At 56.2% G+C, this 14,690-nt stretch carries 16 protein-coding genes and 1 tRNA gene; 12 read left to right on the top strand and 5 right to left on the bottom strand.

Features of this window, described 5'->3' with window-relative positions; translation table 11 throughout:
- Window positions 1-97: 97 nt before the first annotated feature.
- The 12 genes from ybgC to nadA all read left to right on the top strand — a co-directional run bounded on the left by ybgC (window position 98) and on the right by nadA (window position 10,683).
- Window positions 98-565 carry a tol-pal system-associated acyl-CoA thioesterase gene (ybgC, locus tag ACXPVS_RS00085; RefSeq protein ID WP_008147372.1) on the top strand — a complete coding sequence of 156 codons (468 nt, stop codon included), beginning with the start codon at window positions 98-100 and terminating at the stop codon, window positions 563-565.
- Window positions 555-1,250: a protein TolQ gene (gene tolQ, locus ACXPVS_RS00080; RefSeq protein WP_458508098.1), complete on the top strand. Its 696-nt coding sequence runs from the start codon at window positions 555-557 to the stop codon at window positions 1,248-1,250. The genes ybgC and tolQ overlap by 11 nt, the downstream gene beginning before the upstream one ends.
- Before the next feature lie 23 nt (window positions 1,251-1,273).
- Window positions 1,274-1,726 (top strand): protein TolR, encoded by a 453-nt coding sequence (tolR, locus tag ACXPVS_RS00075; protein ID WP_458508510.1) that lies wholly within the window; start codon window positions 1,274-1,276, stop codon window positions 1,724-1,726.
- A complete protein-coding gene (gene tolA, locus ACXPVS_RS00070) occupies window positions 1,726-2,805 on the top strand; it encodes a cell envelope integrity protein TolA (protein WP_458508097.1) in 1,080 nt (359 codons plus the stop codon). Before tolR ends, tolA begins: the two co-directional genes overlap by 1 nt.
- A complete protein-coding gene (gene tolB, locus ACXPVS_RS00065; RefSeq protein ID WP_458508096.1) occupies window positions 2,802-4,103 on the top strand; it encodes a Tol-Pal system beta propeller repeat protein TolB in 1,302 nt (433 codons plus the stop codon). The genes tolA and tolB overlap by 4 nt, the downstream gene beginning before the upstream one ends.
- Window positions 4,104-4,155: 52 nt before the next feature.
- A complete protein-coding gene (gene pal, locus ACXPVS_RS00060) occupies window positions 4,156-4,653 on the top strand; it encodes a peptidoglycan-associated lipoprotein Pal (protein ID WP_458508095.1) in 498 nt (165 codons plus the stop codon).
- A 6-nt stretch (window positions 4,654-4,659) separates the two neighbouring features.
- Complete coding sequence (gene ybgF, locus ACXPVS_RS00055) at window positions 4,660-5,475, top strand: tol-pal system protein YbgF (RefSeq protein WP_458508094.1); 816 nt, start codon at window positions 4,660-4,662, stop codon at window positions 5,473-5,475.
- A 166-nt stretch (window positions 5,476-5,641) separates the two neighbouring features.
- On the top strand, window positions 5,642-6,289 hold the full coding sequence (queE, locus tag ACXPVS_RS00050) for a 7-carboxy-7-deazaguanine synthase QueE (protein WP_458508093.1): 648 nt from the start codon (window positions 5,642-5,644) through the stop codon (window positions 6,287-6,289).
- Window position 6,290: 1 nt separating this feature from the next.
- Window positions 6,291-6,983 (top strand): 7-cyano-7-deazaguanine synthase QueC, encoded by a 693-nt coding sequence (gene queC, locus ACXPVS_RS00045; protein ID WP_458508092.1) that lies wholly within the window; start codon window positions 6,291-6,293, stop codon window positions 6,981-6,983.
- Window positions 6,984-7,046: 63 nt separating this feature from the next.
- A tRNA-Lys gene (locus ACXPVS_RS00040) sits at window positions 7,047-7,122 on the top strand.
- Window positions 7,123-7,605: 483 nt separating this feature from the next.
- Complete coding sequence (locus ACXPVS_RS00035) at window positions 7,606-9,504, top strand: glycosyltransferase (protein WP_458508091.1); 1,899 nt, start codon at window positions 7,606-7,608, stop codon at window positions 9,502-9,504.
- Between the two features lie 120 nt (window positions 9,505-9,624).
- The gene (gene nadA, locus ACXPVS_RS00030; RefSeq protein ID WP_458508090.1) at window positions 9,625-10,683 is read left to right on the top strand and encodes a quinolinate synthase NadA; all 1,059 of its coding nucleotides are present in this window, start codon (window positions 9,625-9,627) and stop codon (window positions 10,681-10,683) included.
- 62 nt (window positions 10,684-10,745) lie between these two features.
- Here the strand turns inward: nadA and ACXPVS_RS00025 are convergent, their stop codons facing one another.
- The 5 genes from ACXPVS_RS00025 to ACXPVS_RS00005 all read right to left on the bottom strand — a co-directional run.
- Complete coding sequence (locus ACXPVS_RS00025) at window positions 10,746-11,234, bottom strand: RDD family protein (protein WP_458508089.1); 489 nt, start codon at window positions 11,232-11,234, stop codon at window positions 10,746-10,748.
- 95 nt (window positions 11,235-11,329) lie between these two features.
- On the bottom strand, window positions 11,330-11,542 hold the full coding sequence (locus ACXPVS_RS00020; RefSeq protein ID WP_003175786.1) for a cold-shock protein: 213 nt from the start codon (window positions 11,540-11,542) through the stop codon (window positions 11,330-11,332).
- 403 nt (window positions 11,543-11,945) lie between these two features.
- Window positions 11,946-13,070, bottom strand: coding sequence for a glycine cleavage system aminomethyltransferase GcvT (gcvT, locus tag ACXPVS_RS00015; RefSeq protein WP_458508088.1), 1,125 nt, complete (start codon window positions 13,068-13,070; stop codon window positions 11,946-11,948).
- Between the two features lie 38 nt (window positions 13,071-13,108).
- Window positions 13,109-14,485 (bottom strand): L-serine ammonia-lyase, encoded by a 1,377-nt coding sequence (locus ACXPVS_RS00010; RefSeq protein ID WP_458508087.1) that lies wholly within the window; start codon window positions 14,483-14,485, stop codon window positions 13,109-13,111.
- A gap of 90 nt (window positions 14,486-14,575) precedes the next feature.
- On the bottom strand, window positions 14,576-14,690 hold a 115-nt coding region (locus ACXPVS_RS00005; RefSeq protein ID WP_458508509.1), incomplete at its 5' end, for a hypothetical protein.

Raw genomic sequence — 14,690 nt, 5'->3', positions numbered from 1 at the left:
TGTGCGGTCCTAGGACCGTACTTTCACCAGAAAGCCGTGAATCAATGAAAAACAGTTGCCTGGCCGGATTGGCAACCTGAGGAGTAAGCACTAGAGTATGCGCGCGCAAAACGGGCTTGAGCCTTTCGCACTTCGTTGTCGCGTTTATTACGAGGACACCGATGCGGGCGGCATCGTGTATTACGTTAATTACCTCAAGTTTATGGAACGGGCTCGAACCGAGCGGCTCCGGGAGCTGGGCTTTGCTCAATCCCAGCTTGCCGGTGAGGACCTGTTGTTCGTCGTGCATTCCAGCGAAGCGCGTTATCACGCGCCGGCGCGACTGGACGACGAGCTGCTGGTAAGCGCTGAAGTAATCGAGTTGAACCGTGTCAGCCTGCGTTTCAAACAGCAGGTCAGGCGAGCCACGGATAATGCGCTGCTCTGCGAAGGGCAGTTTTTGGTGGCCTGTGTGCGCACTAACAGTTTGAAACCCCGGGCCATTCCCGAAGCTCTACGTGCGGCCTTTGCCGACGTGAGCGGCGCGGGTACACACTCAAAGCAGGAGATAAAGCGTGGAAGCTAACGTCGTCGACCATTCCTCCATGTGGAGCCTGGTCAGCAATGCCAGTATCGTGGTGCAACTGGTAATGCTGATCCTGGTAGCCGCATCGGTGACCTCATGGATCATGATCTTTCAGCGCAGCAACCTGCTGCGCGCCGGTCGACGTGCCCTGGAGAGCTTTGAAGAGCGCTTCTGGTCGGGTATCGACCTGTCCAAACTCTACCGTCAGGCCGGCAGCAACCCTGATCCGGATTCGGGTGTAGAGCAGATCTTCCGTGCCGGTTTCAAGGAATTCTCCCGTCTGCGCCAGCAGCCAGGCGTTGACCCGGAAGCGGTCATGGAGGGCGTGGCCCGTGCCATGCGCGTGGCTATTTCCCGCGAAGAAGAAAAGCTCGAGCAGAGCCTGCCGTTCCTCGCGACCGTAGGTTCCGTCAGCCCGTACATCGGTCTGTTCGGTACCGTCTGGGGGATCATGAACTCCTTCCGTGGTCTGGCAACTGCCCAGCAAGCCACCTTGGCCACTGTGGCTCCAGGTATTGCCGAGGCGCTGATTGCGACCGCGATCGGTCTGTTTGCCGCCATCCCGGCCGTTATCGCGTACAACCGTTTTGCTGCTCGCGGCGAAACCCTGCTGAGCCGTTACTACACCTTCGCCGATGAATTCCAGGCGATCCTGCACCGCAAAGTGCACACCAGCGAAGAATAAGCAGGTAATTTCCAATGGCTTTAATCGTTCGGGCTCGCAAAAAGCGCAAGCCGGTTGCCGAGATGAACGTGGTGCCTTACATCGACGTGATGTTGGTGCTGCTGGTCATCTTCATGGTGACCGCTCCGATGCTCAATCAGGGCGTGAAAGTTGATTTGCCCAAGGTTTCCAGCGAAGCCCTGCCGCAGGACAACAACACCCAGGTCCTGACCATTTCGATCAAGTCTGACAAGACCTACTACTGGAACCTTGGCAGCGAAGTCGACACTGAAAAGCAACAGGACAAGGCCATGACCTTGCCACAGATGACTGACGCGGTGACCAAGATCATTCGCGCCGGTACTGAAGGCGGCAAGCGTACTCAGGTGTTCATCCGCGGCGACAAGACCGTCGACTACGGTTCCGTCATGGGCGCCATGGGCGGGTTGCAGAAAGCCGGGGTCGGTAATGTTGGCTTGATTACCGAGGCACCCTGATGCAGCAAATGCGAGAGCCGTCCGCCTCGGAAAGCTACTTCTGGCCTAGTGTCTGGGCGCTTGTCTTGCACGTGCTGGTTTTCGGCATGCTGTTCGTCAGTTTCGCCTTCACGCCCGAACTGCCGCCGGCCAAGCCGATTGTCCAGGCGACCCTGTACCAACTGAAATCGAAAAGTCAGGCGACCACCCAGACCAATCAGAAGATTGCGGGTGAGGCGAAGAAATCCGCCGCGCGCCAGACTGAAGTCGAGCAGATGGAACAGAAAAAGATCGAGCAGGAAGCGATCAAGGCCGCGGAACAAAAGAAGGAAGATGCGGCTCAAAAAGCCGAAGAATCCAAAAAGGCCGACGAGACGAAAAAAGCGCAAGAGGCAAAAAAGGCTGATGAAGCCAAGAAAGCCGATGAAGCGAAGAAGACCGCCGAAGCTAAAAAGGTCGAAGAGAAACAATTGGCTGATATAGCCAAGAAGAAGTCTGAAGAAGAAGCCAAGAAAGCAGCTGAAGAAGAGGCCAAGAAAGCGGCCGCTGAAGAAGCGAAGAAAAAGATCGTCGAAGACGCGAAGAAGAAAGCCGCGGAAGACGCCAAGAAGAAATCTGAAGCTGAAGTGGCGAAGAAGAAAGTCGCCGAAGACGCGAAGAAGAAAGCTGCTGCCGATGCTGCGAAGAAAAAATCGCAGGAAGCAGCGCGTAAATCCGTCGAAGAGAAAAAGGCTCAGGCCCTGGCAGATTTGCTTTCCGACACGCCGCAGCGTCAGCAGGCCTTGGCGGATGAACAGGGTGACGAAGTCGCCGGTAGTTTCGATGATCTGATCCGTGCGCGTGCAGCGGAAGGCTGGGCTCGTCCACCTTCGGCTCGCAAAGGCATGACAGTCGTATTGCAAATCGGCATGTTGCCGGACGGTACGTTGACTTCGGTCAGCGTGGCCAAGCCTAGCGGCGATGGTCCGTTCGACGCTTCGGCTGTAGCAGCGGTGAAGAATATTGGACGTTTGACAGAAATGCAGGGAATGAAGCCGAGCGATTTCGCTCCGTATCGTTCATTCAAGATGACATTCACACCTGAGGATCTAGCCTTGTGAGAAACCTTCTTCGAGGAATGCTTGTCGTTATCTGCTGCCTGGCAGGGATAGCGGCAGCTGATGAAAAAAACATTCTGGTCACCAGCGGCAGTGATCGGGCCACCCCGATCGCAGTCGTTCCGTTTGGCAACCAGGGCGGCAGTGTTCTGCCGGACGACATGGCCGAAATCATCGGTAACGACCTGCGCAACTCGGGTTACTACTCGCCAATTCCAAAACAGAACATGATCAGCCAGCCAAGCCAGGCCAGCGAAATCATCTTCCGTGACTTCAAGGCGCTGGGCGCCCAGTACGTCATGGTCGGCAGCATTGCTCCAGCGGGTGGTCGTCTGCAGGTCCAATACACACTGTTCAACGTCGCCACCGAGCAGCAAGTGTTGACCGGCAGCGTGTCGGGCAGCGTCGATCAACTGCGCGACATGTCGCACTACATTGCGGACCAGTCGTTCGAAAAACTCACCGGTATCAAAGGTGCGTTCTCGACTCGTCTGTTGTACGTGACAGCTGAGCGTTTCTCCGAGAAAAACACTCGCTACACCCTGCAACGTTCGGACTATGACGGTGCCCGTGCCGTGACCCTGCTGCAATCGCGCGAGCCGATCCTGTCGCCGCGTTTCGCACCGGACGGCAAGCGCATCGTTTATGTATCGTTCGAGCAGAAGCGTCCGCGCATCTTCATGCAGAACATCGACACTGGTCGCCGTGAGCAGGTCACCAACTTCGAAGGCCTGAATGGCGCGCCAGCATGGTCGCCGGATGGTCAGCGTCTGGCGTTCGTGTTGTCGAAAGACGGTAACCCTGACATCTATGTGATGAACCTGGGTTCGCGTCAGATCAGTCGCGTCACTAACGGTCCGGGCATCAACACCGAACCGTTCTGGGGTAAAGATGGTTCGACCATCTACTTCACCTCGGACCGTGGCGGCAAGCCACAGATCTACAAAACCAGCGTAAGCGGTGGTGGTGCGGAGCGTGTGACCTTTATCGGTAACTACAACGCCAACCCTAAACTTTCGGCTGACGAAAAGACCCTGGTGATGATCCATCGTCAGGAAGGTTTCACTAATTTCAAGGTGGCGGCCCAGGATTTGCAGCGCGGAAGCGTAAAAATCCTCACTGATAGCACTCTGGACGAGTCGCCTACTGTTGCGCCCAACGGCACCATGGTAATCTACGCCACCCGCCAGCAGGGCCGGGGAGTCTTGATGCTCGTGTCCATTAATGGACGCGTAAGGCTCCCGCTTCCTACCGCACAAGGCGAAGTCAGAGAACCTTCCTGGTCCCCTTACCTGAACTGACGCGGCGCTACACGTTGTACTTAACACACTGGGGTTCATTAGGAGTTTCACGATGGAAATGCTGAAGTTTGGTAAATTTGCTGCGCTGGCTCTGGCCATGGCTGTAGCTGTAGGTTGCTCGTCCAAAGGCGGCGACAATGCCGGTGAAGGCGCTGTCGATCCAAACGCTGGTTACGGCGCTAACACTGGTGCTGTTGACGGCTCCCTGAGCGAAGAAGCTGCTCTGCGCGCAATCACCACCTTCTACTTCGAATACGACAGCTCGGACCTGAAGCCAGAAGCAATGCGCGCTCTGGACGTTCACGCCAAAGACCTGAAAGCAAACGGCGCTCGCGTTGTTCTGGAAGGCAACACCGACGAACGTGGTACTCGTGAGTACAACATGGCACTGGGCGAGCGTCGTGCGAAAACCGTTCAGCGTTACCTGGTACTGCAAGGTGTTTCCCCAGCTCAGCTGGAACTGGTTTCCTACGGCGAAGAGCGTCCAGTTGCTACCGGCAACGAAGAGCAGTCCTGGGCTCAAAACCGTCGCGTCGAACTGCGTAAGTAATTCGTCATGCGAACGTGCCGTCGTGCTGTAACTGTTTTGGCTCTCAGCCTCGCACCGCTTGCGGTGTGGGCTGCGGTTCCTGTGGTCGATAACGACTCCGGCTATACCAATAGCGGGAGTAGTAGTTATCCGCCTGCAGGTTACGGTACGAGCGGCGCCTATGCCGGGGGAGGGGTTTCGGCCCCTGTCTCGGCACAGGGCGAGCTGTTCAACCAACTGCAATCGATGCAGGAGCAGATCTCGCGCCAACAAGGCGTCATCGAAGTTCTGCAAAATGATGTAGCGCGCATGAAGCAAGAAAGCCTGGAGCGATATCAGGATCTTGATCGGCGCATAGGAACCGGTGTTGCACCCGCCGCGACTCCTGATAATTCTTCCCCCGGTGGCAGTTTGAATGCCCCCGGTGCAGCAGTGGGCGCAGCAGCCGCGGGTAGCGAGCCCGCTGATCCGGTGAAGGAAAAACTGTATTACGATGCAGCCTTCGACCTGATCAAAGCCAAGGACTTCGACAAGGCCAGCCAGGCTTTTGCCGCATTCCTGCGCAAGTACCCGAACAGTCAGTACGCGGGTAATGCCCAGTACTGGTTGGGAGAAGTGAACTTGGCCAAAGGCGATCTGCAAGGTGCCGGTCAGGCTTTTGCCAAGGTTTCACAGCTGTACCCCAAGCATTCAAAAGTGCCTGATTCGCTGTACAAGCTGGCTGATGTAGAGCGCCGCCTTGGTCATCCCGACAAGGTCAAAGGCATTCTGCAACAGGTCGTGTCGCAATACCCGGGCACTTCCGCTGCTCAGTTGGCCCAGCGCGACTTGCAACGCATGTAGGGCTGCTTGACCTGTTTTGAAGAAACCCGCGCTTGTCGCGGGTTTTTTCGTTAGAATTCACGCCCTTTTTATGACACACGCTTTTTGGGATCTGCGCGATGGCGGGGTTCCTTGAAGTGCCTGACGGAGGCGGACAGCCTGTTTAGCTGTTATGCCCGTGGCGACTATGCAAGACACATTGAGAATCACCGAAGTTTTCTACTCGTTGCAGGGTGAAACGCGGACTGCCGGCCTGCCCACTGTTTTTGTGCGCCTGACCGGTTGCCCATTGCGTTGCCAATACTGCGACAGCGCTTATGCATTCACTGGCGGCACCCTTCGCACGCTCGACGACATCCTGGAGCAAGTGGCCGGTTTTCGTCCGCGTTACGTCTGTGTCACCGGCGGCGAGCCGCTGGCGCAACCCAACGCCATCCCGTTGCTCAAGCAGTTGTGTGACGCCGGTTACGAGGTCTCGCTGGAAACCAGCGGTGCCCTGGATATCTCGGCGGTCGATCCACGGGTCAGTCGCGTCGTCGACCTGAAAACCCCGGGTTCGAAAGAAGCCCATCGCAACCGCTACGAGAACATCGAACGGCTCACGCGCAACGATCAGGTGAAGTTCGTCATCTGCTCGCGGGAAGACTATGACTGGGCCGTGTCCAAGCTGATCCAGTACGGTCTGGATCAGCGTGCCGGCGAAGTCCTGTTCTCGCCAAGTCACCATGACCTCAATGCTCGGGACCTGGCTGACTGGGTGGTGGCGGACAACCTGCCAGTGCGTCTGCAATTGCAGTTGCATAAATATCTTTGGAATGACGAGCCGGGGCGCTGAAATGACTGAACAACTGAACACTACCGAAAAACGTGCAGTCATCCTGCTGTCCGGCGGCCTGGACTCGGCGACCGTCGTGGCCATGGCTCGCGCGGAAGGCTACAGCTGCTACACCATGAGCTTCGACTACGGTCAGCGGTCTCAAGCAGAGTTGCACGCCGCTGCACGCGTTGCCCGTGACCTGGGTGTGGTCGAGCACAAGGTGATCGGTCTCAACCTGAACGGTATGGGCGGCTCGGCACTGACTGACAGCAGCATCGACATTCCGGAGGAACTGGGGGAGGGCATTCCAGTCACTTACGTGCCGGCGCGCAACACGGTATTCCTGTCGCTGGCGTTGGGTTGGGCTGAAGTGCTCGGCGCGCGTGACATCTTTATTGGTGTGAACGCGGTGGATTACTCCGGTTACCCGGATTGCCGTCCCGAGTTCATCGCGGCTTTCGAGCGCATGGCCAATCTGGCGACCAAGGCCGGTGTAGAAGGGAATGGTTTCCGTATTCAGGCGCCACTGCAGAACCTCAGCAAGGCGCAGATCGTCCAGGCAGGCGTGAAGCTGGGCGTCGATTACGGTCTGACTGTTTCGTGCTATCAGGCCGACGATAACGGCCGGGCGTGCGGCAAATGCGACAGCTGCCGCCTGCGCGCAGAAGGCTTTGCAGCGGCCGGCGTAAGCGACCCAACACCTTATTTTTGATTTATTTCAAATTAGGTGTTGAATAGTCCTTAAAAATCAGTATTATACGCGCCACCACACAGCGGGTCGTTAGCTCAGTTGGTAGAGCAGTTGGCTTTTAACCAATTGGTCGTAGGTTCGAATCCCACACGACCCACCATTTTTGTAGCCGTTTTAAAAGTCTGGAAGGCCCACGCAAGTGAGGATTTCCGGATTTTTTTTTGCCCGCGATTTGTCGAATTCAAACGACACTCACGCGGTCACCTCCCCCCGAGCCATTCAAGAGCCCACGTCACTGCGCAAGGTGAGAGCCGGGTCTCGCCGCCACCGCTGCAGTACGCAGGATTTCGCAATTGACCTGTCAGAGTTGTCAGTAGCCAGAGTCCATAGGGCGGCGTAAATTTAATTCATCCCGTCTCGGGATTGCTTGAATAAGCAGCTGGATGAAAGATAGACAGCAAGTCCTCCAAATACGAAAAGGGGCTTGCATGCTCCACCGATTTTTCATAGTGCAGTCAGGTTCGACGTACAACTACGTCTTATCCATGTACTTGAGTCGCGTGGGGCTATTTCCAAAAAAAAACCGTTTCCATTACTTTCGGTGGTTTCAGGATGAACCCCACTTAGGGAGAAAAACCCAATCATGGATGCCCTGTATTTTGGAGCGCTTGTTTATGCCGTGGGAGGTCTGATTCTCTATGCAAGATATTTTAGCGGCCAAGCAACTGATCTATTTTGGATCGGTGTGTTTATCGCTGGTCTATTTGTAGTCGTCGCTATCTGGTCAGTTGTTGGTAGTTTTAGCAGCGTTTTGGTGCTTGGACTCGCAAGCGTATTGTCTAATTTGTTCGCATGTGTAGTCGTCAGGCGATTCACAGGGTTTGGTGTCTGTCTACTAACGTGTAACATTTATTTGGTGATGGGCGCCTCTGCATTCTTCCATGACCTGGCAGGCTCTTTAAATGGGTCGCTGCCGCTTAAAGTCACTGCCTATACGTTTATGTTGGTAGCGTTGCTCGTCATGGCAAAAGAGGCGTTATGGGGAGGGTTGATAGATTTTTCAGAATTTTCACTTCGCTTTAAAAAACGTGACAGTGCGGCAAAAGCATTGAGCGTGACCAGAGGGAGCGTATTTCCCAAAGTGTCAATTCATGTTCCTTGTTATAAAGAACCGCCACAGTTGATGATCGATACGCTGGATGCTCTGTCCCAACTGCGGTACGAAAACTTTGAAGTCATCGTCGTCGACAACAACACCAAAGACCCTTCGCTCTGGCGACCAGTCGAAGATCACTGCAGGAGGCTGGGGGCGCGTTTCAGTTTCTTCCACATCGACCCGCTTCCTGGCGCCAAGGCGGGCGCCATCAACTTTGCTCTGCGTCACTCAGAGTCGGAAGCCAGCATAATTGCTGTAGTCGATGCGGACTATATCGTAGAGCCAGACTTTCTCAGGACCTTTGTTCCGCTCTTCGAGGATCGGCAGGTCGCCTTCGTGCAAACGAGTCATGATTATCGCAAGTGGCAATGTAGTTCATTCATGGCAAGCGTGTACTACTATCATGTCTATATGCCGTACCAAAAAATAATCTATCCAGCAGCTAACGAATATGGCGCTGCCAATCTGGTTGGTACGATGTGCATGATTCGTAGATCTATGCTTGAGGAAGTAGGCGGGTGGGCAGAGTGGAGTTTGTCTGAAGATGATGAACTGGCACTGAGGCTTCAGGCCAAGGGTTATATGGGTCATGTTTTTGCGGATACGTGGGGGCGTGGATTGATCCCAGAGACATTTGAAGCTGTAAAAAAGCAATTGTTTCGATGGTTGGCAGGACCTGTTCAGGAATTCAGAAAGCACTGGCGATTACATCTCGGGATTGCTGTTGACGGTTTAACTGTTGCGCAAAAAATATTTCGGCTAAATCGTCTTCTCGGTTACCTTGTTTCCGGTTTTTCCTTCGTGCCCAGCCTGCTGTTATTGATTTTCAGCGTGTACTGTATTGCGACTAGTAGGGTTGTGTTTGTTTCAAGCGCCGTGTGGGTTTATATTTTTCTGAGTCTATTCACCACTCACCTGAAAATTGCAATCAATGTGAAGCGTCTGGGTGGGCGCTGTATCAAGGATCATCTATTGGTTTTTCTCATGGGCAATGCCCTTCGATGGACGACAGTCATTGCCTTTTTTGTTCCGGTACTAAAGTTCAGGATGGAATGGGTCAGGACAGATAAATTTAAGCAGTCGGCAAGTTTTGCCAGAGCCCTGGCGTCATCCCGAACCGAAACAATCATTGCGTTGATCTACTGCTCGATCTCGATGGTTTTATTTTATTTTGCGGACTTCATAAAGTTTGATGTCGTTGCGCTCGGCTCGATGTGGATGTTTGCTCAAGGATTGGCTTTCCTGTGCGCCCTGGTCATGGCGGTAGTCGGCGAACGTGCGCTCGTTGACGCTATACCGGAAATCGTAAGTCCAGGCATGCCGGGTGAGGGTGCACCGAGTGACACAAGTCAGAATCATCTTTTGCATCCACGGGATATTCTGTAGCCTTGCCCGGCTCCAACGCTGTGCCTGATGAATACTCACTCTCCCGGCGGTACCCATAAGTGGTCCGGAGCCGGGTGTATACTCGACTTTCGCGCGAAAGCGCCCGCAGGTCTTGCGATCATGACGCAAATTTCCGAACGCCTTCTGGTTCAAGCCCACCTCGACGCCAAGCAGCCCAAGCCGCTGACTGTCGAGGAGGAGGCCTATTACCGTGCCGCCATCGCTGCCGAGCTCAAGGCTCAGGATGCGGTGCTGGTGGCCCACTTCTATTGCGATCCGGTGATTCAGGCCCTGGCCGAAGAAACCGGTGGCTGCGTCTCCGACTCGCTGGAGATGGCCCGCTTCGGTAGCGCTCACCCGGCCAAGACCGTGGTGGTCGCCGGTGTGAAGTTCATGGGCGAGACCGCCAAAATCCTCAACCCTGAAAAACGCATCCTGATGCCGACCCTGGAGGCGACCTGCTCGCTGGACTTGGGTTGCCCGGTGGACGAGTTCTCGGCGTTCTGCGATCAGCACCCGGAACGTACCGTGGTGGTGTATGCCAACACGTCGGCGGCGGTCAAAGCCCGGGCGGATTGGGTGGTGACTTCAAGCTGCGCGCTGGAGATCGTCGAAAGCCTGATGGATAACGGCGAAACCATCATTTGGGGCCCGGACAAACACTTGGGCACCTACATCCAGCGCCAGACCGGCGCGGACATGCTGCTGTGGGACGGTGCCTGCATCGTTCACGAAGAGTTCAAGTCCAAACAGCTCGAAGACATGAAGGCGCTGTACCCGGACGCAGCGATTCTGGTGCATCCGGAGTCGCCGACGTCGGTGATCGAGTTGGCGGATGCCGTCGGTTCTACCAGTCAGTTGATTGCGGCAGCGAAAAGCCTGCCAAACCAGACCCTGATCGTCGCCACCGACCGCGGCATCTTCTACAAGATGCAGCAGCTGTGCCCGGACAAGGTCTTTATCGAAGCGCCAACGGCTGGTAACGGCGCCGCATGCCGTAGTTGCGCACATTGCCCGTGGATGGCGATGAATACCCTTGAGCGCCTGCTGAAGAGCTTGAAGGAAGGGGCGAATGAGATCTTTGTCGATCCTGCCTTGATCCCGCAGGCGATTCGCCCGCTCAAGCGCATGCTCGACTTCACGCAGGCTGCGCGGATGAAATTGGCCGGAAACGCCTGATTCGCCGTCAGTGAGGCAAAAAAACGCCCCGATTTGATCGGGGCGTTTTTGCATTTGCTGGATTACTTGGTTTTCTTTGGAATCCGCACGAGCTGGGTATTGGAGTAGATGTCATGCCAGCTGCGTTTCTGTTTGTCGAACAGCGACCAGAAGAAACCCAGCCCGACGCACAGCAAGGACGCTATCGACACCACAAAGCGCAACAACGCCTGCCAAAGGCTGATGGATGAGCCGTCGACGTTTTGCACGCGTATGCACCAGACCTGCATGCCCAGGGTCTGACCGGACCAGGTCCAGAACTTGGCGAAGAAGCCGAACAGCACAAACAGCAGCACCGTCGACAGTAATGGATCGCCGTCCAGCGCGCCGGCTTCGGTCAGCGTGCGCATCTTGTCTTCGCCGATGATCGCCATCTGGATCAGCTTGTAAATCCCGCTGGTGACGATCAGCAGGGCGGTACACAACAAGAAGTCATAGAACATCGCTGCCAGACGACGACCCAGGGTGGCAGCGGGAAAGTCGCCCTGGGGTTTGAGCAGGTGTTTCGACATGGCAGCCTCTGGACGGAAAAAGAAGCCATTTTACGGATTTACGCGCACAAAAAAGCCCCTGATGTCAGCATCAGGGGCTTTTTCGTTACAGAAGGTTAGGCTTCTGCTTGTACTTCGTCAGCCTGCATGCCTTTCTGGCCTTGCACCGCAACGAAAGTCACTTTCTGGCCTTCTTTCAGGCTCTTGAAGCCGTTGCCCTGAATAGCGCGGAAATGCACGAACAGATCCGGACCACTTTCTGGCGTGATAAAACCAAAACCTTTCTCGTCGTTAAACCACTTGACGGTACCGCTCTGACGTTGGGACATTTCTTATTTCCTTTGACGCAAAAATTAATGACAGCCTCCTTCTTGTGAAAGAGTACTGGGGCTGGTTGCAGGAGAGTAAGAAGACGTCGAGCGGGATGTAGCTAACTTGTAGGCTACTGCCCAGGTCACGATTCCAAGCGACCCATGCAAACACAGTGGACAAACTCTACGCCAACTACGGGAGGAAAAACAACCCCTGTAGAGGGCCCGGATTTGCTCGCTATGGGGCGTTTATGTCGCAACTAGTGTTGGCTGATGCAATCGCCGTGTTCAATTGTTTTCGGTCGTTATAAGCAACGTTCATAAACGAAGCATTCAGGTAAAGTGATGCACTGTTTTGTGGCGGTTGCGTTACACAATAGTGCGTTGTTAACGCAACCGCGTTACTTATAGAAACAGTCAATCAGCCGCGGTAGTAGCGTTGTGGAACAAATGGCATTTTGCTTACAAGCAAAGGCACCTTTTTCCCACGAACAATCGCCCATACCGGCGTATCCAGAGCGATATAAGCACTGTCGACGTAACCCATCGCCAAAGGGCCGCCCAAGGTCGGACCGAAGCCACCGCTGCAAACCGTACCAATGATGTCGCCTGCTTCATTGACGATCTCCGCACCTTCGCGCACCGGCGTGCGTTCCTGAGGCAACAGGCCAACGCGTTTGCGGCTGACACCGGCTTGTTGCTGTCCGAACACGGTTTCTGCGCCAGGGAAGCCACCGGCACGTGCGCCATCAGCGCGACGAGGCTTGGAGATGGCCCACAGCAGGCTTGCTTGGATCGGGGTGGTCTCGGTGTTCATGTCGTGGCCGTAGAGGCACAGGCCGGCTTCCAGGCGCAGCGAGTCGCGAGCGCCAAGGCCGATGGCCGCCACTTCAGGTTCGGCCAACAGGGCGCGAGCCAGGTCTTCGGCGTTGGCGGCCGGCACGGAGATTTCGTAACCGTCTTCACCGGTGTAGCCCGAACGGCTGACAAAGCAGTCCACACCCAGCAGCTTCACGCGGGCGAACTGCATGAAGGTCATCTTCGCCACTTCAGGTGCCAGGCGCGCGAGCGCAGTGACGGCGGCCGGACCTTGCAGAGCGAGCAGGGCGCGTTCTTCAAACAGCGGCTCGATAGTGCATTGGTCGCCGATGTATTTGCGCAGATGCGCCAGGTCCTGGTCCTTGCAGGCGGCGTTGACCACCAGGAACAGTTCGTCGTTACCCAGGTTGGCGACCATCAGGTCGTCGAGGATGCCCCCCGTTTCGTTGGTGAACATCGCGTAGCGCTGCGTGCCCACTGGCAGGTCGATGATGTCGACCGGTACCAGGCTTTCCAGCGCCTTGGCGGCATTGGCGCCGGTCAGACGGATCTGACCCATGTGCGAGACATCGAACAGCCCGGCCTGATCACGGGTGTGCTGGTGTTCTTTCATCACGCCGAGCGGGTATTGCACCGGCATGTCATAGCCTGCAAACGGCACCATGCGGGCGCCGAGTTCGATGTGCAGTGCGTGCAGCGGGGTTTTCGACAGTTGTTCGGTGGGCATATTCAGCTCCTGAAAAAGTGTGCAGATGCGCGTAAGCATCAGCACTCGATAATGTTGACCGCCAAACCGCCACGGGCGGTTTCCTTGTATTTGCTTTTCATGTCGGCGCCGGTCTGGCGCATGGTGCGGATGACCTTGTCGAGTGAGACGAAGTGCTGACCGTCGCCACGCAGGGCGATGCGCACCGCATTGATCGCCTTGACCGACCCCATGGCGTTGCGCTCGATGCAAGGCACTTGCACCAGCCCGCCAATCGGGTCGCAGGTCAGGCCGAGGTTGTGTTCCATGCCGATTTCGGCGGCGTTTTCCACTTGCTGTACGGTGCCACCAAGCACTTCGCACAAAGCACCGGCCGCCATGGAGCAGGCCACGCCAACTTCACCCTGACAGCCGACTTCTGCACCGGAGATCGACGCGTTTTCTTTATAGAGAATGCCGATCGCGGCCGCGGTCAGCAGAAAACGCACGACGCCGTCTTCGTTGGCCCCGGCGATGAAGCGCATGTAGTAATGCAAAACAGCGGGGACGATCCCTGCCGCACCGTTGGTAGGAGCCGTCACCACGCGCCCGCCGTTGGCGTTTTCTTCGTTGACTGCCAGTGCGTAGAGGTTGACCCAGTCCAGCACCGACAGGGGATCGCGCAGGGACGATTCCGGGTTCTTGCACAGTTGCCGATGCAGCGCGGCGGCCCGACGTTTGACCTTCAGTCCACCCGGCAGGATGCCTTCGTTGCGGCAACCGGCATCGACGCAGTCCTGCATGACTTGCCAGATGTTCAGCAGGCCGGCGCGGGTTTGCGCTTCCGGGCGCCAGGCGCTTTCGTTGGTCAGCATCACCTGGCTGATGGACAAGCCGTAGGTGGCGCAGTGATCGAGCAAATCCTTGGCGCTTTTGAACGGGAAGGTCAGTGGCGTGGCGTCTTCGACGATGCGGTCGGCGCCGGCGGCGTCTTCATCGACCACAAAACCACCGCCGACCGAGTAGTACTCGCGGCTGCGGATCTGTATGCCCGCGGCATCAAAGGCGCGAAAGATCATGCCGTTGGGGTGATAAGCCAACGGTTTGCGGATCATCGCCAAATGTTCTTTCTCATTGAACGCAATGCTGTGTTCGCCAAGCAGGTTCAAGCGACCATTGCCGCGAATCTCTTGCAGACGGGCGGCGACGGTTTCAGTGTTCACGGTGTCCGGGTGTTCGCCTTCCAGACCCAGCAACACAGCCTTGTCGCTGCCGTGGCCTTTGCCGGTGGCGCCGAGTGATCCGTAGAGCTCGATTTTGACGCAGGTGGTCGTGGCCAGCAGCCCTTCACGGCGCAAACCTTCGGCGAATCGTGCCGCAGCACGCATCGGGCCGACGGTGTGGGAGCTGGAGGGGCCGATGCCAATCTTGAACAGGTCGAACACGCTTAAAGACATGGTTGTTCTCCGGTTTCTTGTTATAGGAATTGGCTGAATCCGAAACGTGTTGCAAACGCTGTGGGGGCGAGCGAACCCGCCCCCTATAGATCAAGCGTAGCTTTCGATCGACGGGCAGGCACAGATCAGATTGCGATCGCCGAACACGTTGTCGACGCGACCGACCGGTGGCCAGTACTTGCCTTCGATCAGCGACGCAACCGGA

This window comes from Pseudomonas sp. Ma2-10 (genome assembly GCF_054330215.1).
Note: the sequence above shows the minus strand (reverse complement) of the source record. Positions and strands in the feature narration are given on the sequence as shown.